19 protein-coding genes are annotated in these 22,876 nt (G+C 73.4%); 8 read left to right on the forward strand and 11 right to left on the reverse strand.

All coding sequences use genetic code 11. From position 1 onward, the window contains the following. Positions 1-72: 72 nt before the first annotated feature. The 3 genes from ACWGJ5_RS01630 to ACWGJ5_RS01640 all read right to left on the reverse strand — a co-directional run bounded on the left by ACWGJ5_RS01630 (position 73) and on the right by ACWGJ5_RS01640 (position 2,399). Positions 73-258: a hypothetical protein gene (locus ACWGJ5_RS01630; protein WP_453307785.1), complete on the reverse strand. Its 186-nt coding sequence runs from the start codon at positions 256-258 to the stop codon at positions 73-75. Between the two features lie 57 nt (positions 259-315). Then, positions 316-813, reverse strand: coding sequence for a methyltransferase family protein (locus ACWGJ5_RS01635; RefSeq protein ID WP_453307786.1), 498 nt, complete (start codon positions 811-813; stop codon positions 316-318). A gap of 77 nt (positions 814-890) precedes the next feature. Then, entirely contained in the window at positions 891-2,399 is a 1,509-nt protein-coding gene (locus tag ACWGJ5_RS01640; protein WP_453307787.1) for an MFS transporter, read from the reverse strand. Between the two features lie 164 nt (positions 2,400-2,563). Here ACWGJ5_RS01640 and ACWGJ5_RS01645 point away from each other — a divergent pair, with 164 nt between their 5' ends. The 5 genes from ACWGJ5_RS01645 (at position 2,564) to ACWGJ5_RS01665 (ending at position 6,474) form a co-directional block, all read left to right on the forward strand. After that, positions 2,564-2,884 carry an ArsR/SmtB family transcription factor gene (locus tag ACWGJ5_RS01645; RefSeq protein WP_453307788.1) on the forward strand — a complete coding sequence of 107 codons (321 nt, stop codon included), beginning with the start codon at positions 2,564-2,566 and terminating at the stop codon, positions 2,882-2,884. Between the two features lie 29 nt (positions 2,885-2,913). Next, on the forward strand, positions 2,914-3,441 hold the full coding sequence (locus tag ACWGJ5_RS01650; protein WP_453307789.1) for an SRPBCC family protein: 528 nt from the start codon (positions 2,914-2,916) through the stop codon (positions 3,439-3,441). 481 nt (positions 3,442-3,922) lie between these two features. After that, positions 3,923-4,777 carry an SDR family NAD(P)-dependent oxidoreductase gene (locus ACWGJ5_RS01655; RefSeq protein ID WP_453308251.1) on the forward strand — a complete coding sequence of 285 codons (855 nt, stop codon included), beginning with the start codon at positions 3,923-3,925 and terminating at the stop codon, positions 4,775-4,777. A 6-nt stretch (positions 4,778-4,783) separates the two neighbouring features. Beyond that, positions 4,784-5,710, forward strand: coding sequence for a DMT family transporter (locus ACWGJ5_RS01660; protein WP_453307790.1), 927 nt, complete (start codon positions 4,784-4,786; stop codon positions 5,708-5,710). A gap of 26 nt (positions 5,711-5,736) precedes the next feature. After that, positions 5,737-6,474 carry a polysaccharide deacetylase family protein gene (locus tag ACWGJ5_RS01665; protein WP_453307791.1) on the forward strand — a complete coding sequence of 246 codons (738 nt, stop codon included), beginning with the start codon at positions 5,737-5,739 and terminating at the stop codon, positions 6,472-6,474. A 577-nt stretch (positions 6,475-7,051) separates the two neighbouring features. Here the strand turns inward: ACWGJ5_RS01665 and ACWGJ5_RS01670 are convergent. After that, on the reverse strand, positions 7,052-8,098 hold the full coding sequence (locus ACWGJ5_RS01670; protein WP_453308252.1) for an MGDG synthase family glycosyltransferase: 1,047 nt from the start codon (positions 8,096-8,098) through the stop codon (positions 7,052-7,054). Positions 8,099-8,337: 239 nt separating this feature from the next. Between ACWGJ5_RS01670 and ACWGJ5_RS01675 the strand changes: the two genes are divergently transcribed. Then, complete coding sequence (locus tag ACWGJ5_RS01675; RefSeq protein WP_453307792.1) at positions 8,338-9,168, forward strand: ribonuclease BN; 831 nt, start codon at positions 8,338-8,340, stop codon at positions 9,166-9,168. Between the two features lie 23 nt (positions 9,169-9,191). Here the strand turns inward: ACWGJ5_RS01675 and ACWGJ5_RS01680 are convergent, their stop codons facing one another. From ACWGJ5_RS01680 to ACWGJ5_RS01700, 5 genes are all read right to left on the reverse strand, one after another. Next, positions 9,192-12,008, reverse strand: a complete 2,817-nt coding sequence (locus ACWGJ5_RS01680) for an NHLP bacteriocin export ABC transporter permease/ATPase subunit (RefSeq protein WP_453307793.1) — start codon at positions 12,006-12,008, stop codon at positions 9,192-9,194. Between the two features lies 1 nt (position 12,009). Continuing rightward, complete coding sequence (locus ACWGJ5_RS01685; protein WP_453308253.1) at positions 12,010-14,127, reverse strand: NHLP family bacteriocin export ABC transporter peptidase/permease/ATPase subunit; 2,118 nt, start codon at positions 14,125-14,127, stop codon at positions 12,010-12,012. A 98-nt stretch (positions 14,128-14,225) separates the two neighbouring features. Beyond that, positions 14,226-15,032 carry an HlyD family efflux transporter periplasmic adaptor subunit gene (locus ACWGJ5_RS01690; protein ID WP_453307794.1) on the reverse strand — a complete coding sequence of 269 codons (807 nt, stop codon included), beginning with the start codon at positions 15,030-15,032 and terminating at the stop codon, positions 14,226-14,228. A gap of 101 nt (positions 15,033-15,133) precedes the next feature. Then, the gene (locus ACWGJ5_RS01695; RefSeq protein ID WP_453307795.1) at positions 15,134-15,349 is read right to left on the reverse strand and encodes a type A2 lantipeptide; all 216 of its coding nucleotides are present in this window, start codon (positions 15,347-15,349) and stop codon (positions 15,134-15,136) included. 452 nt (positions 15,350-15,801) lie between these two features. Continuing rightward, on the reverse strand, positions 15,802-16,215 hold the full coding sequence (locus tag ACWGJ5_RS01700; protein ID WP_453307796.1) for a PaaI family thioesterase: 414 nt from the start codon (positions 16,213-16,215) through the stop codon (positions 15,802-15,804). 198 nt (positions 16,216-16,413) lie between these two features. Here ACWGJ5_RS01700 and ACWGJ5_RS01705 point away from each other — a divergent pair, with 198 nt between their 5' ends. Further along, complete coding sequence (locus ACWGJ5_RS01705) at positions 16,414-17,817, forward strand: S1 family peptidase (protein ID WP_453308254.1); 1,404 nt, start codon at positions 16,414-16,416, stop codon at positions 17,815-17,817. A gap of 125 nt (positions 17,818-17,942) precedes the next feature. Here the strand turns inward: ACWGJ5_RS01705 and ACWGJ5_RS01710 are convergent, their stop codons facing one another. Further along, positions 17,943-20,084, reverse strand: a complete 2,142-nt coding sequence (locus ACWGJ5_RS01710) for a SpoIIE family protein phosphatase (protein ID WP_453307797.1) — start codon at positions 20,082-20,084, stop codon at positions 17,943-17,945. Positions 20,085-20,470: 386 nt separating this feature from the next. On the opposite strand from ACWGJ5_RS01710, the gene ACWGJ5_RS01715 reads away from it, so the two are divergent. Continuing rightward, positions 20,471-21,079 (forward strand): LuxR C-terminal-related transcriptional regulator, encoded by a 609-nt coding sequence (locus ACWGJ5_RS01715; protein ID WP_453307798.1) that lies wholly within the window; start codon positions 20,471-20,473, stop codon positions 21,077-21,079. Here ACWGJ5_RS01715 and ACWGJ5_RS01720 read toward each other — a convergent pair. Continuing rightward, positions 21,009-22,823: an ATP-binding cassette domain-containing protein gene (locus ACWGJ5_RS01720; RefSeq protein ID WP_453308255.1), complete on the reverse strand. Its 1,815-nt coding sequence runs from the start codon at positions 22,821-22,823 to the stop codon at positions 21,009-21,011. The two genes, ACWGJ5_RS01715 and ACWGJ5_RS01720, sit on opposite strands and share 71 nt — an antisense overlap. Positions 22,824-22,876 lie beyond the last annotated feature (53 nt).

Here is a 22,876-nt window from a genome sequence, read left to right on the forward strand (position 1 = left end):
GGTCGGTTTGCGCCCGGAGCGCATGGGTGGTCGCCGGCCCGGAGGGCGCGGCTGGTCCCGCGTGCGGGCTTCTCAGTCCTCCTCCGGCTGTTCCGCCTGCTCCTGTGCCTCGGTGTCCGGCGTGCTGGCGTCTCCGGCCTCGCCGCTGGCGGACTTGTCCTCCTCGCGCTTCTCGGCCTCCTCGACCTCCCGGAGCACTTCCTCCAGGGCGGTGTCGAACTGTTCCTTGCGGTCCTTCTCGTCCTGCTCGCTGGTCATGGCCTCTCCTTCTGCCGTCGTGCCCCTGATCAGCTGAGTTACCCGCCGACGGCCGTCTCAAGCGCCCTGCCGGGGAGTGCGCCGGGGACACCAGGCCGGCACCGCCCGCCGATAGCGCTCGTACTCGGTGCCGAAGCGCCGCTCCAGTCCCGGCTCCTCGTACAAGCGGACGAACGCCCAGGTCAGAACCCAGGCGCCGGCGGCGTAACCGAAGAGCACCGGCCGGGCGAGGAGCAGGCCCTGCCCGAGGAGTACGGCGACCACCGCGACGTAGATGGGATTGCGAACGTACCGGTAGGGGCCGCTCACCACCAGTCGCGCAGGCGGCGCGACCGGCGCCGGCGTGCCGAGCCCCTCCAGGGCGAACCGGGTGAAGGCCTCCAGTACGACGGCGGCACCGGCCGCCAGGGGCAGCAGGCCGAGCAGCCGCAGCGGCAGCCACCAGTGACCGGCCCGCCAGCCATCGGTCAGCCACCACGGCACCAGCACGGCCGCGCCGCCCGAGACGAAGACGAGGAACAGGGCGCTGCCGAGCGCCGCCGACGCCTTGCGCATACCCCCCACCATGACAGGGCGAGGGGCCGCCGTCTCCCTGCTGACGGCGGCCCCTCGGGCTGGATGGCGCGGGGCCGTCACATGTGGACGACCGGTGCCGCTCCCGCGTCCTGCTGCGGCACCCCGCGCCGGTAGAGCGCGAAGGCGAGCACGGCGCCGGCCGCGAAGAGGCCCGCGGACCACGAGAAGGCGGTCGCGTAGCTCTCGATCGTCGCCTGTGCCCGCACCAGCTTGCTGGTGGCGTCCCGGCCGGAGAGGTAGTCGGTGGCGGCGCTCGCGGCGAGGGTGTTCAGCAGTGCCGTGCCGATCGAACCGCCCACCTGCTGCATGGCGTTGACGGTCGCGGAGGCCACGCCCGCGTCCTCGGCCGCGACCCCGCCGGTGGCCAGCTGCATGGCCGGCGGCATGACCAGGCCGAGGCCCACGCCGATCACGATCAGCTGGGGCAGCACGGCGCTCAGGTAGTGCGAACCGAGGCCGATGCCGGTCAGCCAGGCCATGCCGGCCGTGGCGATGGCGAAGCCCAGCGGGATGACCGTCCTGGGGCCGAGGCGGGGCACCAGGACGGTGGTGCCGACCTGCGCGGTCACCATCAGTGCGCCGACCATCGGCAGGAACGCCACACCGGTCTTCGTCGGGCTGAAGCCCTGGTTGAGCTGGAGGTAGTAGGTCAGGAAGAGGAACACGCCGAACATGCCCGCGCCGGTGATCAGCACCGCGAGGAAGGAGGCCGCGCGGTCGCGGTCGAGCAGGATGCGCAGCGGCAGCAGCGGGTGCGCGGCCCGGGTCTGCCACCCGGCGAACGCCGCGAGCAGCACACCACCCGCGCTCAGGAAGCCCCAGGTCAGCGGCGAGCTCCAGTCGTGGGTCTCGGCGTTGGAGAAGCCGTAGACGAGGGAGAACAGACCGGCGGCCACGAGGACCGTGCCCGGCACGTCCAGCTTGGCGTTGTCCGCGTCGCGGTGGTTGTCCAGCAGGATCCAGCCGCCCGCGAAGGCGACGACCGCGATGGCCACGTTCACGTACAGGGTCCAGCGCCAGTCGAACGCGTCGGTCAGCACACCGCCGAGCAGCAGGCCCACGGCGCCGCCGGCGCCGGCGATCGCGCCGTACACGCTGAAGGCGCGGGCCCGTTCCCTGGCGTTGGTGAACGTGGTGTTGAGCAGCGACAGCGCGGCGGGCGCGAGGAGCGCGCCGAAGGCGCCCTGCAGGGCCCGGGCGACGACCAGCATGGTGAAGCCGTTCGCGGCGCCGCCGAGCGCGGAGGCCGCGGCGAAGCCGACGACGCCGACGAGGAAGGCGGGCTTGCGGCCGAACAGGTCGGCGATCCGGCCGCCGAGCAGCAGCAGGGAGGCGAAGGCGAGGGCGTACGCCGTCACGATCCACTGCCGGTTGCCGTCGGAGAAGCCGAGGTCGGTCTGGGCGGACGGCAGGGCGATGTTCACGATCGTGGCGTCGAGGACGACCATCAGCTGGGCGATGGCGATGACCGCGAGGATCCACCACCGCTTCGGCGAGGCCGCTTCACCGTGCTCGATGGCGGCGGCTCCTGCTCGGGAGCCCTCGGCCAGGGTCTTCTGGGGCATGGGGAACCACTCCAGGGCAAGTCGTTCGGGTACGGGCGAGCGAACAGCTCGTAAACGAAACTGTTTCGTACACGTACGACCTTACGGCACGGCTAGCGAAACGGCAACGTTTCTTTTCTTGTATTCCTTTACTGGAATATAACTGCCGAGGCATATTGAATCGCATGTCCGACGCAGCGCTCTGGTCCGCCCTCGCCGACCCCCACCGGCGTGCCATCGTCGCGTTCCTGCTGGAGCGCCCCCGGCCCGTCGGCGAGATCGTCGAGGCCTGTGGACTGAGCCAGCCGAGCACCTCCAAGCATCTGAAGGTGCTCCGGGAAGCGGGCCTGGTCCGGGTCCGGCAGGACGCGCAGCGCCGCGTCTACGCCCTCGACCCGGCGCCGATCGCCGCCTTCGACGCCTGGCTCGAGCCCTACCGCCGGCTGTGGAACCGCAGCCTGGACGCACTGGGCCGGCGCCTCGACGAGACGTCGGACGACACCTGACCCCCCCCACAGCGAAGGACCGGAACACCATGCCCGTCGACCTCACCGGCACCTATCTCACCCTGGACGACGGCCGCCCCGCCGTCCGGTTCAGCCGCACCTACGACCACCCGGTGGACCGCGTCTGGCGGTTCGTCACCGATCCCGACGAACTGGCCCAGTGGTTCCCCTCCCGCGCCGAGATGGAGCTGCGCCCCGGCGGCACCATCCGTTTCAGCGGCGACCCGAACATGCCCGAGTCCACCGGCCGGGTGCTCGCCGTCGACCCGCCCCGGCACCTGTCCTTCGCCTGGGGCGGCGACGAGCTCCGCTTCGACCTCGAAGCCGTCGGCGAACGGCGCACCCTGTTCACACTCACCAACGTCCTCGGCGCGTCGGACACCGCCGCCCGCAACGGCGCCGGCTGGGAGGTGTGCCTCGCCGCCCTGGACGCAAAGGCACGCGGCGAAGGCTTCGAGGGCGCGCACGCCGGGGTGAGCGCACCCTGGAAGGAGTTCTACGACGCCTACATCGGCGCCGGTGTGCCCTCCGGCGCGCCCGTGCCGGGCCTGGACTGAACGGCCGCACCGGTCGGCTCGCGACGACCCGGGCCAGGACCCCGTCCGGCGCGCCGGTACGGGCCAAGGACACCCGTGCGCCCGGACGGCCCGGGGCGCGGGCGGGCCGAGTCGCCGCCTCCGCGACCGCGGCCGGACACCGACCGCCTCGGCGTACGGCAGCCGGTCGGTCAGCCGGAGTACCTCGGCGTGCGGCATGCCCTTCTGCGCGGCATGCCCTTCTGCCGCCAGATGCCCCGGCGTACGGTCGTGATGCAGGCGCCGGCCCCGCGCGCGCCGGTCCGTCGCCTCGCTCCCCGAAACCCATGGTCGTCCGGGCGCACCACTCGGCGACCCGAGCCCCCTCCGTTCACCTGTGGCAGGCGTTCGGCGGGGCTCCGCCGTGCGCGGTGTTTCAGTGTGTGGCGCCCTGGATACACCGCGAAGGTTCGGCCCCGGAGTTCGCGAGTCCGTGCCCACACGTCGCAGTGAGGTCGTCGCCATGTCCCACGCCCCGCCCCCCGCAGGACCGTCGAAACGCGCCGGGCCGGTCGCGACCTCCGTCCCGGAGGCGGGCCCGGTACTCGGGTCCGCCGGGAACCGGACCGTCCCGGGCGGCACCGCCCTGGTGACAGGTGCCTCCTCGGGCATCGGTGCCGTCGTCGCCCGCCGGCTCGCCGCCGAAGGAGGCTGGCAGCTGGTGCTCAACGGGCGGGACGCCACCCGACTGGAGCAGGTGGCCGCCCCGCTCGACGCCCTCGCCGTGCCGGCGGACCTGACCCGGCCGGGCGCCGACCGTCTGCTCACCGATCTGGTCCTGGACCACGCGGGCCGCCTCGACCTGCTGGTGGCGTGCGCAGGCGTGGGCTGGGCCGGCGACTTCGCCGGCATGCCGCACGCGCGCATCGACGAGATCGTCGGCGTCGACCTGCTGGCCACCCTGCACCTCGTGCGCGCCCTGCTGCCCCACATGGTCGCGGCCGGCTCGGGACGCATCGTGCTCATCGGGTCCGTCGCGGGCAGCGTCGGCGTGCGCGGCGAGGCCGTGTACTCCGCCGCTAAGGCCGCCCTGGCCGCCTTCGCCGACGCGCTGCGCTACGAGGTGCGCCGCACCGGGGTGGGCGTGTCCACTGTGATCCCCGGCGCGGTCGACACGCCGTTCTTCGAGCGACGCGGCGCCCCCTACACGAGGGCATGGCCGCGCCCGGTGCCGGCCGAGCGGGTGGCGGACGCCGTCTGGGCCGCGGTCCGGCACGGCAAGGACGAGGTGTACGTCCCCGGCTGGCTGCGGTATCCCGCCCTGGTGCGCGGCGTCGCGCCCGGGCTCTACCGGTGGCTCGCCGCCCGCTTGGGGTGACCTGCCGTGATCGGCGTCACCGTGCTGCTCGCGCTGCTCGCTGCTCTGAGCAACGCGTCCGCGTCCGTGCTGCAGCGCCGGGCCGCCGTACAGGAGCCGCACGACGAGGGGGGCGCCGGCGGGGCGGGGCCGGCCGTGCGCCGGCTCGCCCGGCTGCTGCGGCGCCCGTACTGGCTCGCGGGCGCCGCGCTGCTGGCGGTCTCGGGGCTGCTGCAGGCCGGGGCGCTGGCCATGGGCAGCCTTTCCCTGGTCCAGCCGCTGCTCGCCACCGAGCTGTTGTTCACCCTGCTGGTGGGTGGGGTCGTCTTCCGGCGCCGCCCCGGTCTGCGGACCTGGCTGGCCTTCGGCGCCCTCGCCGCCGGACTGGCCGTGTTCCTGCTGGCGGCCGCCCCGGGCGCGGGCCGGCCGACCGCGCCGCCCAGGGCCTGGCTGCTGGGCGGCGGCGGGGCGCTCGGCCTGGTCGTACTCCTCGTGACCGCCGCCCGCCCGACGAAGGGCGCGCCCCGGGCGGCGCTGTTCGGCCTCGCCTCCGCCGTGTGCTTCGCCACCACCGCCGCGCTGCTCAAGGAAGCCGTGGGGCGGCTCGGGCACGGGCCGGCGGCGATGTTCACCCACTGGTCGCCGTACGCCACGGCCGCCGCCGGACTCGTCGCCTTCCTGCTGCTGCAGAGCGCGCTGGGCGCCGGGTCGCTCACCGCCTCCCAGCCCGCCCTCACTCTCGGCGACGCGCTCACCAGCGTCGTCCTCGGCTGGGTGCTGTTCGCCGAGGCGATCCACCTCGGGTGGCGGATCCTGCCGGAAGTGATCGGCATCGTGCTGATCGGGGCGGGCAGCATCGGACTGGCCCGGGCGCCGGCCGTCGGACGGGAGTGGGATGCGCGGTCGCGGGGCGGGAAGGACACCGGGAGGCGTCTGCACCGGACGCACGGTTGAGGACACGTACGGAAGAAGGGTGAGCGATGTCCCCCCTGTCCGGCCGTTCATGGCGGACCGCGGCCGTCCTGCTGCCGGCCGCCGTCGCCGCCGCGCACATCGGACCGGCGGCCACCTGGCTCCCCGGGGTACGGCTGCTGCTGTTCCCGGGGCTCGCCGGCACCGGCCGCCGCCGGCACGTCGCGCTGACCTTCGACGACGGCCCGGACCCGCGGTCGACGCCACACTTTCTCGACGCGCTGGACGACCTCGGCGTGCGGGCGACGTTCTTCGTACTCGGCGAGCACGTGGTGCGCCATCCCGCGCTGGCCCGGGAGACCGCCGGGCGCGGCCACGAACTGGCCGTGCACGGCTGGACGCACGACCGTCCCTGGCGCCCCGCCCCCTCCCGGGACGCCAGGCAGGTCGCCCGGACCGTCCGCGCGCTGCACGACGTCTGCGGCCACCGGCCGCAGTGGTACCGGCCGCCGTACGGGATCCTCACCTGCGGGCGCTGGCTGGCCGCACGGCGCGCCGGGCTGCAGCCGGTGCTGTGGTCGGCGTGGGGCAGGGACTGGACGGCCGAGGCCACCCCGGCGTCCGTGCGGGCCCTGGTCGCGGCCGACCTGCGCGGCGGCGGCACGGTCCTGCTGCACGACTCCGACCGGCTGGGCGCCCCCGGCTCCTGGCGCTCGGCCCTCGGCGCACTGCCCGCCCTGGTGCGGGACTGCCACGAGGCCGGCCTATCGGTCGGCCCCTTGCGCGACCATGGGACACGCTGCTGAGCAGGCCGAACGGTTGCCCGCCACGCGGCTGGACCGGCCACCAGCCACCCGACGCGCCGGACTTGGCGGTGACACGGGCGGCCGACACGGCGGCTGAACCAAGGCCGAGGAGCGGCCACGGCGTGGGAGTGCGCGTCCCGGTGCAGAGGGCGAGCAGCCGCCCGCCGCACCGGCCCCGAGTCGTGGAGCTCAGGCGGGCCGACCGACGCGCCGGGCCGGTTTCCGGCGGTCGTCGGCGCCTCGTGTCCCCACGCCGCGTACGAGTGGAGCCGCCGAAGCGTGCGACTCCGCGTCCCGGAGCACAGGGCGACCGGCCACCCGACGCGCCGGGTCTGCTGGTGACACGGGAGTCTGGCGTGTCGGCTGAGTACAGGGCGAGGAGCCGCCGAAGCGCCGGGCTCCGCGTCCCGGAGCCCAGGGCGACCCGTTCCCCGCCACGCGGCAGGATGGGGCGACCAGCCCCCCGACGCACAGGCCGAGGAGCCGCCGGACGTGCTGGGTCCCGTGGCGTCGGCCCCAGGTCGCCGGGCGTGCCGGGCCGGTGCCCGCAGGGGCTCCGCGTCCCCGTCGCCCCGCCTCACAACCCGGTCACGTAAGCCATCGGGTCACCCCGGAACAGCGCCCGCCCCCGTGCCACCCGTTCCGCCCGCTGTGGGCTGCCGTCCGTGAGCCTGTCCAGAGCGGTCAGCAACGCCGGCCCGTCCGGGGCGAGATCGGACACGCCGAGGTCGGCCATCCGGCGGACCCCGTCCGTCCCGTGGCCGGGCAGCGGCCGGTAGCCGATCACGGGCAGTCCGGCGGCCAGGGCCTGTACGGCGGTCTGGCCGGCCGCGTTGTCCACCAGGGCGTACGCGGCGGCCAGCAGCCCGGGCATGTCGTCCACCCAGTCCAGGGCGAGCACCCCGGGCACCCGCGCCACCCGCGCCCGCAGCCGCGCGTTGCGCCCGCACAGCACCACCGGGAGCCAGCCGGCCGCCGCCAGCAGCCGGGCGGTGGCGTCCGGGCGGTACGCCGCACCCCAGGCGCCCGCGGAGAGCAGGACCGCCGGCCGGCCGGGCGCCCGCCCGGCGAAGCGTCCCCGCCACCGCGCAGCCCCGGGCGCCGGCGCGCGAAACCCGGGCGCGACCGCCGGGCCGGTCGTCACGGCGGGCGTGCCCAGGGCCCGGCGCACCTCGGCCGCCGCCCCGTCCGTGAGGCACAGGTACCGGTCGTTGCCGGGGTGCAGCCACTGCCGGTGCACGGCGAAGTCCAGGAGGAAGACCGTGCTCGGCACCCGCAACCGGCCCCGGACCCGCAGATGACCGGTGAGCTGCGCGGCCAGATGGAAGACGGGCACGACCACGTCGGCGTCCGTCCGCTCCACGAGTTCCGTCAGACCGGCGGCGGCGAGCCGGGCCAGCGGCACCCCGCTGGGGCGCGGCCCCCTGCCGCCGCGCAGGAACGCGCCGTAGACGCCGGCGTACGCCCACGGGAAGTGCCGTACCGAGGCCTGGTAGGAGCGGCGCAGACCGTCGCCCAGGCCGTACGGCAGCAGGCGCAGGACGTCGGCCACATGGGGCTCGTGTCCACGCGCCGCGGCTCGGCGCGCCAGCTCGGCGGCCACGGTGTCGTGACCCGCGCCCATGCTCGCGCTCAGGATCAGCGGCCGCCGCCGACCGCCCGTCGGCTGGGGGGAGGTCACCTCCGCAGGAGTACGCACGGGGTCCGATTCTCCGGTGGACGCCGCCCGCAAACCGGTCACTCCGCCGCCGTGTCGTCGTACCTCGAAGACACGGCACGGCAGCGACGCGAGTTGCCCGGAGCGCGCCGGGGTGGATGAATCGGCTTCAGCAGAGCGTGTGGGTGGCGAGCACGGGAGGAGTCGTGAGGTGGTGGCGGCGCGGCCTGCACCGCGCTTGGGAGTGGCTCAGGGCCGGGGCCCTGCTCGAACGCGGCCGTGAGCTGGAACTGATGCACCGGGCCATGGGGTTCGCCACCCTGGCGCTGGTGACGCTGGCGCCGCTGCTGATCGTGGTCGCCGCCGCCGATCCCCTGGTGCGGGGCGGCTTCGCCTCGTGGCTCACCGACGGCATGGGCCTGTCCGGCCGGTCCGCCCATGTGATCACCGACGTCATCAGTCCGCCGCGCAACGTCATCGGCACGACCAGCGTCTGGGGTGGTGTCCTGTTGGCCGTCTTCGGCGTGTCCTTCGGCGGCAGCGTGCAGAACGCCTACGAACGGATCTGGGGCGTGCCTTCCGGCCCCTGGCACCGGGTCTGGCGGCAGGCGACCTGGCTGGTGGTACTCACCGCCTACCTCTACCAGGAGGTGGCGACCAAGGACGCGTTGCACGGGGGCCAGCGGATCACGCTGTCCGCGGTGAGCGGCATCGTCTTCTTCTGGTGGGGGCAGCGCTTCCTGCTGGGCGGCCAGGTCCCGTGGCGCACCCTGCTGCCGGGCGCGCTCGCCACCGTCGTCGGCCTGGCCGGCCTGCGCGCCTTCTCCTACCTCGTCTTCACTCCGCTCATCGTCACCAACGCGCTCAGCTACGGCGCGGTCGGTACCGTGCTCGTGGTCGAGTCCTGGCTGATCGGCGTCGGGTTCGTCATCTACGGCGGTGCCCTGTTCGGCCGCTGGTTCTGCGAACACCACTGGAGGCCGACCCACGACGACCGGGGCGACGAGGAGGGGGGCCCGCGCCGGGGCAAGTACTGAACGCTCCCGGCCGCCGGCGGACGCTACGTCAGCTGGCGGCGCACCAGCTCGTGCAGCCGCCCGGTGGTGTCCGCGAGCAGTTCGCCCGGAGTGCCCTGCTGGACGACCTTGCCCTCCTCCATCACGATCACCCGGTCGGCGTCCAGGACCGTCGACAGCCGGTGCGCGATCACGACGCGGGTGGCGTTCAGCTTGCGGGTGCTGTCGATGACGATGCGCTGCGTGTCGTTGTCCAGGGCGCTGGTGGCCTCGTCGAAGAACAGGATGCGCGGGCGCCGGATCAGGGCCTGCGCGATCATCAGGCGCTGCCGCTGACCTCCGGAGATCGCTCCGTTGCCGGCCACGATCGTGTGCAGGCCCATCGGCATCCGCTTGATGTCCTCCGCGAGCCCCGCCATCTCGGCCGCCGCCATCGCCTCCTCCGGCGTGTACGGCTCGGTGCCGCAGATGACGTCCAGGATGGAGCCGGTGAACGGCTGCGCGTGCTGGAGCACGACCCCGCACTGGCGGCGCACCGCCGACTGGTCGAGCGCCGCGAGGTCCTGGCCGTCGTACAGGATGCTGCCGGAGACCGGCTTGTCGAAGCCGATGAGGAGCCGGAGCAGGGTGGACTTGCCGCAGCCGCTCGGGCCGACGATCGCCACGAAGTCGCCCGGCCGTACGGCGAAGGAGACGTCGTCCAGGACGAGCGGGCCGTCGTCGGCGTACCGGAAGGACAGCCGGCGGGCCTCGATCGCACCCGACAGCGGCCCCGGCCGGGTGCTCGACGTCCGCACCTCGGGGGTCGCCTCGAAGACCGGCCTGATCTCCTCGAACAGCGGCAGCGCGGCCACCGCCGAGACGAAGGAGCCGGTCAGCTGGGTGACCGAGGTCAGCACCATCGTCACCGCGGTGTTGAAGGTCAGGAAGTCGGCCGCCGACATCGCGCCCCTCGCCGGGCCCGCCAGCAGCATGAACATCAGCAGCGTGCACACCGGCAGATAGATCCCGCCGAGCACCGTGGTGAGGTTCTTGATCCGGCCGACCTTCTGCTGCAGCTCCCGGCTGCGCGCGAACTCCCTCGCCCAGGCCGCGTACGCGTAGTTCTCCGCCGCCGCCACCCGCAGCTTGGGCAGACCGCGCAGGGTCTGGAAGGCCTGGTTGTTGAGCTTGTTGCCCAGCACCGTCAGCTTCCGCTGCCAGCGCACCTGCCACAGCCCGAGCCCCAGGAACACGGCCGCGATGGCGACGAGCATGCCGAGGGCGGCCAGTGCCATCGACGGGCTGTACCAGAACAGCAGGCCCAGGTTCATCGCGCCGACGGTCACCGACTGCGCGACCACCGGGCCGACGCCCGCCAGCAGCCGCCGCATCGCGCTGATGCCCATGGCGGCGCTGGCGAGTTCACCGGTGGAGCGCTGGGTGAAGAACCGGGTGGGCAGGCGCAGCAGCCGGTCCCAGACGGCCGGCTGGAGCGCCGCCTCCATCCGGCCTTCCAGGCGCAGGATGGACAGGTTCTCCAGCAGCGTGAACGCCGCCGCGACCACCCCGCTCACCATCACGGCCAGGCACACCTGGACGATCAGGCCCGTCTGCGCCCTCGGCACGTACTCGCCGAGCACCTTGCCGGTCGCGACCGGCACCAGCGCGCCGATCGCCACCGTCACCAGGCCCGCGAGGAGCAGACCGGCCAGGTCGCCGCGGGTGCCCTGCAGGCTGAACCGCAGCAGACCGAACGGCGTCAGCGCCTTGTCGGGCAGCGGCCGGTAGAACATCACCGCGTGCGGCTCGAACTCCTCCGCGTTCGCCTTCTCGATCGGTGTCTCGCGTCCGGTGCCGGGGTGCACGGCCACATACCCGCCGCGCCGCCACAGCAGCGCGACCGGCGCGCCCGACAGCGCCCGGTGCCCGACCAGCGGGCCCACGTTCTCCCGCCACCAGCGCCCCTGCAGCCGTACGCCTCTGGTGCGCACCCGGGAGGCGAGGGCCACCCGTTCGACGGGGTCGAGGCGTTCGCTCTCGGTGCCGCTCTGCGCGGGCTCGGCGAGCTTGATCCCGGCGGCCTCGGCCACCAGCTTGCACGCGGCGTAGCCGGCGTCGGCGTCGGCCGCGGTCGTCCGGTGGGCCGAGCGCTTGCCGATGGAGGCCAGCAGGGTCTGGTCGGCCTGGGCGCGCACCGCCTCACCGGCCTTGATCCCGGCGGCCGTGCGGGTCTCGTGGGTGCGTTCCAGCTGCTCTATCCACCGGTCCAGCGCGGTCAGCAGCCGGTACTGCTGGTCGACCATGGACTGCCACAGTGCCGGGTCCATCAGCAGGTCGGCGGCGGCCTCCGCGCCGTACAGCGCGCCGTACTGGACACTGCCGGGCGGCACCTGCATCCAGAACACGTCGTCGTCGGTGGGCGTCGCGGCGCGTTCCTCCGCCATCGGCGCCTGGAAGAGGACGGACAGGCCGCGGCCGACGCCGAGCGCGACCGCGTACTCCAGCGGGCTGGTGGCGGGCGGCACGTACTGGGGGTTGCCGTACTCGTCGTACGACCAGGTCTGGGTGTTCGCCGGCTGGTACAGCTCGCGCAGGTTGATCCGGTGCACCACGCAGTCCCGGACCGGGCGGGCCACCAGGGTGTGCTGGGGCCCGGCGACCGGGCCGAGCAGCAGCGCGCCCGGCTCCAGCCGGCCCAGGTGGTGCCAGTGGCCCTGCTGGACGGCGTCCACCGCGAACAGGTCCAGGGCGCCGGCCGTGACCAGCCACAGCACCTGCGGGCCTGCCAGGTCCAGGCGGTTGAAGCCCGCGCAGTCGATGCGGGTGCCCATGGAGCCCAGCGCACCGAGAACGAGGTCGCCTTCGCCGACGGTCGTCATCTCATCGCTCCCTGACCAGCGCGGCGTACGCGCCACCGTGCGCCACCAACTCCTCGTGCCGGCCGCGCTCCACGACCGTGCCGTGCTGCAGCACCACGATCTCGTCGCTGTCGCGGACCGTGCTCAGCCGGTGCGCGATGACCACGCAGGCACAGCCGCGCCGGCGCAGGTTGTCCATCACGACCAGCTCCGTCTCCGCGTCCAGCGCGCTGGTCACCTCGTCCAGGACGAGAATGCTCGGCCCACGGACCAGGGCCCGGGCGATCTCGAGCCGTTGCCGCTGGCCGCCGGAGAAGTTGTGGCCGTCCTGCTCGACCTTGCTGTGGATGCCGCCGGGCCGGCGCATCACCACCTCGTACAGCGCCGCGTCCTTCAGCGCCTCGACCACGGCCTCGTCCGGGATCGACGGGTCCCACAGCGCCACGTTGTCGCGGACCGAGCCCTCGAAGAGGAACACGTCCTGGTCGACGAAGGAGACGGAGGCCGCGAGCGCGCCGCGCGGGATGTCCTCGAGCCGGCGGCCGTCGATGCGGATCACCCCGTCCCACGGGGCGTAGAGGCCGGAGATGAGCCGGGACACCGTCGACTTGCCGCTGCCGGAGCCGCCGACCAGCGCCACCTGCTCACCCGGCCCCACGGCCAGGTCGAAGCCGCTCAGCAGGGGCTTGTCCAGGGGGCTGTAGCCGAAGGTGACGTTCTGCAGCTCGACGTGCCCGTGCAGCCGGCGCGTGGAGTCGGCGCCGCCGGGGCGGGCGTAGAGCGGGTCGGCCTGGAAGCTCTCCACGTCCTTCAGCCGGGCCACGTCGGCGGCGAAGTCCTGGATGCGGCCCGCGACACCGTTGAGCCGGGTCAGGGGAGCGGTGAACCGGGTGACCAGCGCCTGGAAGGCGACCAGCAGACCCACCGAGATGTGCCCCTCGACCGCGCGCAGGCCGCCGATCCACAGGATCAGCGCGCTGTTGAAGGTGGCGAGCGTCGGCGCGACCACCCCGAGCCAGGCGCTCGGCACCCCGAGCCGCTGCTGCTCCTCCAGGGTGGTCGCGTGCTGCCCGGCCCACTTGCGGAAGTAGCCGTCCTCGCCGCCGGTCGCCTTCATCGTCTCGATCAGCTGAAGACCGGTGTACGAGGTGTTGGTGAGCCGTGCCGTGTCCGCGCGCAGCTTGGCCGTACGCGTCGCGCGCAGCCGTACGACCAGCCGCATGGCGACCACGTTGAACAGGGCCACGCCGATGCCGACGAACGTCAGCTGCGGGTCGTAGGTGTAGAGCAGGACGGCGTAGAGCACGACGACGATCGCGTCCACGCCGGCCGCCGCGAGGTCGCGTGCCAGGGTCTCGGCGACCTGGTCGTTGGACTGCAGACGCTGTACCAGGTCGGCGGGGGAGCGCTGAGCGAAGAACGTCACCGGCAGCCGCAGCAGATGGCGCAGGAAGCGGGCGCTGGAGAGGGTGGAGGAGATGATCCGGCCGTGCAGCAGATTGGCCTGCTGGAGCCAGGTCAGCACCAGGGTGAGCAGGACACAGGTGCCCATCGAGGCGAACAGCACGCCCAGCAGGGAGGTCTGGCCGCCGATGAGGAACGTGTCGATGTAGGTGCGGCTGAGCGCGGGCACCGCGGCGCCGACCGCGACCAGCAGGAGGCTCGCCAGGACGGCGGCGGGCAGGGTACCCGCGGTGCCGCGCAGCCGGGCCGGCATCGCGCCGAGCACGCCGGGCCTGCGCCCGCCCTTGGTGAAGCCGTCGCCCGGCTCCAGCACGAGCACCACACCGGTGAAGCTGCCGTCGAACTCCTCCATGGGCACGAAACGGCGGCCCTTGGCGGGGTCGTTGATGTACACGCCGCGCCGGCCGAAGCGCCGGCCCATGCCGTCGAAGACGACGTAGTGGTTGAACTCCCAGAAGAGGATGGCCGGCGCCCGCACCTCGGCGAGGGCGGCCAGGTCCATCTGCATGCCCTTGGCCGTCAGGCCGTAACTGCGGGCCGCCTTCAGCAGGTTGGAGGCGCGCGAGCCGTCGCGGGAGACACCGCAGGCGATGCGCAGCTCCTCCAGCGGGACGTGCCGGCCGTAGTGACCGAGGACCATGGCGAGGGAGGCGGCGCCGCACTCGACGGCCTCCATCTGGAGCACGGTGGGCGTACGGACCGTGCCGCCACGGGGCTTGGGGACCGGCCGCTTGGCCGGTGCGGCGCGTCTGCGGCCGCGTTCCTGGGTGGCGGTCACGGGAGCAGCCAATCAACGGGGTGCTGGTCGGCCAGCTTGATCGAGCCGGAGGCGAGCGTCATGGAGTCGAGCCGGAAGGGGGGCCCGTCGGTCGTGGACCAGCGGTAACCGCTCACGGTGTCCGTCGACTTGGCGAGTGCTACCAGTACGGCGACCGGGCGCCCCTTGCCGGTGAACTGCTGCCCGAGCTGGCTGTCGCCGAGGAACGCGGAGATCGACTGGGCGGACTGCGCGGTGCGGTCCACCGACTTCACCTGGCCGCGCAGCACGCCGTAGGTCTGCGTCGGCACCGAGGACACGGTGAGGTCGACGGAGGCGTGCGCCGGGATGGCGGCGGCGTTCTCGGCGGGCACGTACACGGTGGCGTACAGCGGGTCGGAGGCGTGGGCGACCTTCTCCACGGCGGCGACGTTGGTGCCGGTCTGGATGATCTGCCCGATGGTGGCGGCGAGCGTGGTGACCCGGCCCGCGGCGACCGTGCGGACCACCGAATCACCTTGGCTGGTACGGACCTTAAGGACCGGTGCGTTCGCGGGCAGCCGCTCGCCCTGCTGCGCGAGGACGGCGGTGACCTGGCCGGAGACCGGGCTCTGCAGCAGATAGCTGCCCTGCCCGTGTGTGAGGACGGCCGGTGCGCTCACGGTGGAGGCGACCGAACCGGTCATGGCCCACACGGAGGCCGCGGCCATGACGACGACGGTGACGCCCAGGGCGAGCCAGCCCTGGGGGCGGGCCAGCCGCACCGGAAGGTCCAGTTCTTCGGGCGACTGGAGCTTGGCGAGGGCCTGTTGGCGGAATTGCACGGAACTTCCCTCACCTGGGGGAGAGACGCTGGTGTTTCAGGACATCGATGAGCCCCGGAGCCGAGGGACGGCTCCGGGACCTTCGATGCAACGAGGTGCGATCAGAGACCGGTGACCAGGTTGGTGACCGGCTGGACGTTCAGGCCGGTGACACCCTCGACGGTGCCGATGGCCGTGTCCACCGCGCCGGAGACCGGAGCAACGCCGTTCACGGCACCGGTGACGGTGTTCAGGGTGTTCAGGGACAGACCGCCGGAGACGTTGTCCAGCTCGGCGTCCGAGATCTCGACGGTCTCGACCTGGGGGGTGGAGTTCATGATGGAACTTCCCTTCCTATAAATATTTCACAAGGGGGAGCGGCCCCCTCTGGGGACAGACGGACGGCCGCGACCGCGGGCGCCGGACCCCCGTCTCCGGGAGCCCGCCGCGACCCCCGCGGTGCGATGGATCAAAGCACGCAGGCGGCACGCGCTTCCAATCAACCAGGGCTCTCACCAGGGCACTTGACTCGGGACGGGCACCATCCGTGCAGGCGTGTGCACGCCATGTCGGCCACTCCTTCACATGCCGCACGGCATCGTCGCGTACGAAGGCTTGCGCGCCGGGTCGCGAATCCGGCACTCCGCGCCAAAGGAGTGACGGGGGGCGCGCGAATGTGCAGATCCCCGGCCGTCAGTGACTTGGTTGAGTATTCAATGTGTAGATTCCCTGAAGCAGGGATTCCGTATCGAGCACGGAACGGACCGTTACTGATCGGTAGCGGAGCGTGTCAGCCCAGAATGGCGTAGACCGTGCTCGCCCGGGCCGCGAGCGCGCCCGAATCCGCGTCGCTCAGGGTGATGTCCGCGAACGCCATCCGGCGGCCCAGCTTCGTCAGGACCGCTTCGATCCGGACATCCGAACCGGTCACCGCCCGCTGGAACGACGTCGACTGCTGAACCGTCGTCATCGGCACGAAGCCGCCCCGCGCGGCGGACACCGCGATCACCGTCGCCGTGTCGGCGGCCGCCATCAGCGCCTGCCCCGACAGCCCGCCGCCCTCCCGGGCCAGCCGCTCGGACCAGGGCAGTCGCAGCACGGCCCGGTCCTCGCCCACCGCCTCGACGGTCAACGCGAGATCGAGCACCCAGGGGGCGAAGTTGGCGGAGAGGATCTTGTCGGCTTCGGCGGGGGTCATCGTCATATGGGGGATTGTTCCCGGCCGCCCGCCGTGACACGCGGGGGGTGGCCGATTCGCCCGCCCGGCACGGCCGTTGGGAAACGGAATTGAACACACCGCACGGCCGGTGCGTACGTACGGCCATCCAGGCGCCCCGATACGAACTGCCCGCAAGCGGCAGACCCCGTCCCCAGGAGGTCGAGAAGTTTGAGTCACAAGCGAATGCCCAAGCGCAAGGCAGCGATAGCGGTGGGCGGCGTCGCGGCGCTCGGAGCGGCAGCCATCCTGCTGCCCAACGCCAACGCGTCCCAGGACAAGAACCAGGCATCGGGGACCACCGGCACCGCGAGGACCCTGAAGGCCACGCAGGCCTCCGGCCTCGCCGCCCAGTTGCAGAAGGTCCTCGGCGACGCCGCCGCCGGGTCGTACTACGACAGCGGCAAGCAGCAACTCGTCGTCAACGTGGTCAGCGGCGACAACAACGTGATCGCGCAGGTGAAGAAGGCGGGCGCGGTCGCGCGCCAGGTGAACAACAGCACCAGCGAGCTCAAGGCCGCCGCCACGACGCTGAAGACCAAGGCGACGATACCCGGCACCTCCTGGGCCGTGGACCCGCGTACCGACAAGGTCCTCGTCACCGCCGACTCCACCGTCACCGGCGCCAAGTGGAACAGACTGCAGTCGACCGTGCAGAGCCTCGGCTCCGGCATGGCGACGCTGAAGAAGTCAGCCGGCACCTTCAAGACCTTCGTCTCGGGCGGCGACGCCATCTTCTCCCAGACCCAGCAGGGCGGCGTCCGCTGCTCCCTCGGCTTCAACGTCACCGCCTCCGACGGCAGTCCCGCCTTCCTGACGGCCGGTCACTGCGGAGTCGCCGCCAAGGACTGGTCCGACTCGCAGAACGGCCAGCCCGTCGCCACCGTGGACCAGGCCAAGTTCCCCGGCAACGACTTCTCGCTCGTCAAGTACAACGACCCGAGCACCCAGGCACCCAGCGAGGTCAACACCGGCAACGGCCAGACCGTCCAGATCACCCAGGCCGCCGACGCCACCGTCGGCGAGACCGTGTTCCGCATGGGCTCCACCACCGGTCTGCACGACGGCCAGGTCACCGGCCTCAACGCCACCGTGAACTTCGCGAGCGAGACCGTCCCGGGCGGCACCGACACCGTCAACGGCCTCATCCAGACCAACGTCTGCGCCGAGCCCGGCGACAGCGGCGGCTCGCTGTTCACCCAGGACGGCGGGGCCGTCGGCCTCACCTCCGGCGGCAGCGGCGACTGCACCAGCGGCGGTGAGACCTTCTTCCAGCCGGTCACGGCCGCGCTGCAGGCCACCGGCGCGACCCTCGGCGGCGGCAACGCCGCGGGCGGCGCGGGTGACCAGTCCGGTTCCGCCGCCCCGTCGGCCTCGGCGGGCGACCAGTCCGGGGCCGGTGACCAGTCCGGGTCCGCGGACCCGTCGGCCTCGGCGAGTGACCCGGCCGGCGCGGCCGGCGACCAGAGCGGCGGCTCGGCCGACCCGTCCGCCTCGGCCGGCGACCAGTCCGGGAACGGCGCCGGCTCCGGCGACCAGTCCGGCAGCGGCTCCGCGAACGACGGGTCGTCCCTGACCAGCACCCGCTGAGCAGCGCCCCGAAGGGGCACACCGCACTACCCCTGCCTGTCCGACACCCCCAGCGCCCCGCCGGCCTCACCCGCGGTTCCGGTCGGCGGGGAACGGTCCGGCCCTCCGGCGGGAGGGCCGGACCGTCACGCGTCGTCGGACGCGCGCAGCAACAGCACCGCCACGTCGTCCACCCGCGCCCGCGTCGCCGCGGTGTGCCGGACCACCTCGTCCGCCAGCCTCTCCAGCGGCTGGTCACCGGCCTCCGACAGCAGCGCGCCGAGGTCGACCAGCGCCTCCTCGATGTCGACACCGGGCGCCTCCACCAGGCCGTCGGTGTACAGGACGAGCACCGAGCCGGACGCGAGGGACACCTCCGTCGTCGGATACACCGCGCACGCGTCGATCCCCAGCAGCGGGCCCCCTGCCAGGTCCAGCACCCGCACCTGCCCGTCCGGCCGTCTCAGCAGCGGCGGCGGATGCCCCGCCCGCGCCATGACGGCCCGCCCGTGCGCCGGGTCCAGCCGCAGATACAGGCAGCTGGCGAACAGCTCGGTGCCGAGGTCGATCAGCAGCCGGTTCGTGCTGCTCATGACCTCGTGCGGGGCCTGCCCGACCGTGGTGTACGCCCGCACCCCGGTGCGGATCTGCCCCATCAGGCCCGCCGCGGTCACGTTGTGCCCCTGCACGTCCCCGATCACCGCGGCCGTGAGCGGCGGCGTCGGCACCAGGTCGTAGAAGTCTCCGCCGATCTCCATGCCGTGGGTGGCCGGCAGATAGCGCGCGGCCGCCTCGATGCCGGGCGGCGGTGCCAGCGAGTTCGGCAGCAGGGCCTGCTGGAGCCCGTGCGCGAGCCGGTGCTTGGCGTCGTAGAGCCGGGCCCGCTCCAGCGCCTGCGCGATCAGGCCGCCCAGGGACGTCAGTACGGCCCGCTCGTCGGCCGGGAAGACATGCGGCTCGGCATACGCCAGCACACACGTGCCCACCGGCCGCCCGGACGCGATCAGCGGCAGATACGCCCACGCCGCGAAGCCGTCCGGGGTGTCGAGCCGGCCCGGATACAGCCGTTCCAGCTCCTGCTGGGAGGCGAAGAACGCGGGCACCCCGCTGTTCAGCACCTGGGTGCCCGGGGTCCGCTCGGTCAGCGGCAGCCCGTGGAACCGCTCCACGGTGCGCGGGTCCGGGTACCCGCGATGTCCCAGCACGTCCAGCCGCCCGCCCTGCGAACCGAGGACCACCATCGCCTGGCTGCCGACCGCCGGAGCCACCTCGTCCCAGACCAGCTGGACCACGTCCTGCACTCCGACCGCCTCGGTCAGCGCGCCCGCGAAGCTCAGCACCTGCGAGATCGTCACCAGCCGGGGCGGTGCGTCCTTTCGCGCCGGGCCCCGCGCCATCTCCGCCACCGCCCTGGCCCGGCTGATCCGCACGCTCAGCCCGGTCGTGCTCGGATACATCCGGAACGACAGCCACTCGCCCGGCGGACGCAGCGCCACGAACGACATCGGCTGCTGGCTGAGCAGCGCCCCGCGGTAACGGTCCTCGTACATCGGGTCGTTCAGCCAGGGCACCGATCCCCACAGCGGCGTGCCCAGCAGTTCCCCGGCCGGTCTGCCGAGCAGCTCGGCGGCGGCCGTGTTGACGAACCCGATCCGGCCGTGCAGGTCCAGCGACACCAGCCCGTACGGCAGCCGGGACACCATCCGCGTCGCCTCCACCGAGCCCAGCGTGTCCGCCACGGCCGACACCGGCTCCGTCAGCATGTCGGCCTCGTCGTCGGGCGGCCGGTCCTCCGACGCGGCCCGCTCCAGCCGCAGCGCCAGCCGTTCGCAGGCCGCCCACAGATGGTCCCGCTCCCAGTCGGACAGCTCCGGCGGATGCGCCCCGGGCCAGGTCACGAACACCGCGCCGTACACCTGCCGCTCGGTCGCCACGGGCAGCGCGGCCAGCGCGAACGGGTACGGGAGCACCACCGCGATACGCGGATAGCAGCGGGCCATCTGCTCCTCGCCGCCCACCCACACCAGCCGCCGATCGCGCACCGCGTCGGCGACCGGGATCGGCGCGGACAGCCCGACCCGCTCCCACGGCGCCGCGAACGCCCGGGGCATGCCCGCGTGCACCGCCATCTCCAGGACCGGCTGGTCGGACCTGAGCAGGTAGACGGCGCCGGAGTGCGCGTGCACCTCCTGCATCATCGAGACCAGCGCAAGCGACATCACGGTATGGGCGGTCGGTGCCCCGTCGGCCACCGGTGCCGGTCCCGGCTCGTCGGACACGGCGACCACCTCCTCGCCCGGCCGCGTCGCGCATCCTGGGCACAAGATTCCCTCGCGGGCGCGCACCGCGCACGGCGAGCACCCCGGCCGCCCGCCGGGCCCCGTGCGCAGACGGCTCGCGGTACCCCGTCCGGCCCTACCCATGCCCGACCAGCGGAAGCGCGGGCGGCGTACGGGCGCCTCGCGTGCGCCCCCGCGCACCCTGATGGCCAGATCTCCGCGCCCGCGAACGGTACCGGCACCCAAGAATGGGCACGCGCCTGCCGTGCCCGGGCCACGGCGCGGACCGTGGCGGACCGCGAGGGGCCGGAGGAGCGGACCACGACGGCACGGGCGGCGCGACGACGAGGAACGGAAAGAACGGGCGTACGACGACCATCCGAGGGGGCGGGGCAGTGATCCGGGTGCTTCTGGTGCAGGACGCGTGTCTGGTGCGATCGGTTCTGGCCGAATGGCTGCGAGGGGAACCCGGGCTGGACGTGCACGACACGCCGTGGCGGGGAGCCGCCGCGCGGGTACGGTCCTTAGGGCCGGACGTCTGCGCGGCGGACCTCGACTGCGCCGAAGGCCATGGGGTGCCGCCGCTCGGCGAGCTGTGCCCGCCCGGCGCCGGCGGCAGGCCGCCGGCGCTCGTGGTGCTGGCCCAGGCGAACCGGCCGGGCCTGCTGAAGCGGGCCGCCGAGGCGGGCGCCCTCGGCTTCGTGGACAAGGCGGGCTCACCGGACCGGCTGCTGCGCGCCATCCGGTCCGTCGCCCAGATGGAACGTTTCGTCGACGACTCGCTGGGCTTCGGTTTCCTCAAGGCGGCCGAGATGCCGCTGACCAGACGCGAACTGAGCGTGCTGTCCCTGGCGGCCGGTGGCGCGTCCATCGCGGAGATCGCCGGCAACCTGCATCTGTCCCACGGCACGGTCCGCAACTACATGGCGTCGATCACCCGCAAGACCGGGGCGCGGAACCGGATCGACGCGATTCGGATATCGCGCGGGGAGGGCTGGGTGTGAGCGGTGACCGGCGGGGGAGTGGCGCCGGGCCCGTCCAGCGGCCGGCCAGGTCCCGGTACAGCGCCGAGGTGCGCAGCAACTCCTCGTGGGTGCCGCAGGCGGCGCGCGCCCCGTCCATGACGAGGATCCGGTCGGCGCGCCGCGCGGAGCTCATCCGGTGGGCGACGACGACCAGCGTGCCGCCCGGGCGTGCCGCGAAGGCCCGCTCGGCGCGCGCCTCGGCCGCCGGGTCGAGATGGCAGGTCGCCTCGTCCAGCAGGGCCAGCGGGGCGGGGGAGAGGTAGGCGCGGGTCAGTGCCACGAGCTGCCGCTCACCGGCGGAGAGCTCCGCCGGCTCGACGGGGGTGTCGGGCCCGCCCAGTCTTCTCAGCAGGGGGGTGAGCCCGACGGCGTCGGCGGCGGCAAGGAGTTCCTGTTCGGGAACCGGGTCGGAGCGGTGGAGGGTCAGGTTCTCGGACAGGGTGCCGGTGTGGACGTAGGCCTCCTGCGGGATGAGGACGGTCGCACAGGCGCGGATGGTGCCGTGCGCAGGGGTGAGCAGGCCGGCGATCAGCGCGGTGAGCGTTGATTTGCCGATGCCGCTGGGGCCTACGACGGCCAGGTGGGCGCCGGTGGGGAGGGTGAGGTCGAGGTCGTTGAGCACGGGTTCGCTCGCGGGGCCGTAGGCGAAGGTGAGGGAGGTGACGGAGAGGGCGCATGAGGAAGGGTGAAGTGCGGTCGCCGGGCGGCTGCGGGTTGTCCGTGGCCGGTCGAGCCCCGCGGCGGAGCCGCTGATGAACACGGCCCCGCGCCCCTCGGGGTCTGGGACGGTCAGCCGGCGGAGAACCACAGTGAGCCGGGAACCGCTCGTGCCCAGGCCGTGGACCAGGTTGTTGAGCGCGGGGAGCAGGGACTGGGTGACGTAGGCGAGCGCGCCCACCAGGGCGCCGGGGGTGACGCCCTGGTCGAGCAGCCAGGGGGCCGTGAGCAGCAGCAGTAAAGCGGGGAGCTCGCCGCCCACCGTCAGGGCGGCCACGCGGGCCACGCTCCAGTGGGCCAGGGCGCGGGCGGCCCGCAGTTCCGCTGCCGTGCGCTCGCCGACGGTGCCGGCGACCCGTTCCTCCGCTCCGGCCGCCGTGACGTCCCGCAGTCCCGGGCAGACCTCGCCCAGCGACTGCGCCAGTGCCTCGTCGGCGGCGAGGAACGCCTCCTGACGGCGGGCCAGCGGGCCGAGATTCGCGGCGAACAGGGCCACCCCGGCGAGCAGCGGCGGCAGGACGACCGCCAGCAGCAGCGGGGCCAGCGAGAACAGGCCGATCAAGGCGCCGGCGGCCGTGAACAGGAACGAACGCGACACCATCACCACCCCGGCGAGTGTGTCCCGGGCGATCTCCACCTGCTGGGTGAGCCCGGACAGCGCACCCGGGTCCGCCTCCCGCACCCCGCGCGCCACCACCGCCGTGACCAGCCGGTCCCGGGCGGGCTCGACCAGCGCCGCGACCACGCCGTACACCCGTCCGGTCCCGTACGCCCCGGCACCCACGGCGAGTCCCGCGGCACCCAGCCACAGCAGGCCGGCCCGTGCGTTCCCGGCCAGGAACCCTGCGTCCAGCGCGCGAGCGAGGGCGTATCCGACGACGAAGGTCTGCCCGGCCTCCAGCACCGACCACGCGCCGAGCCGGACCAGCAAGGGCCATCGCGCCCGCAGAAACCGGTACGCCCGGCTGCGCACACGCTGCGGGTGCCCGTGGACCGGCCCGCGCATCGGGTTTCCGTCCACCCCGGCGGGGCGGTCCTCGTCACGCACGCCTGTCACCT

The sequence above is a fragment of the Streptomyces sp. NPDC054783 genome (assembly GCF_053611725.1).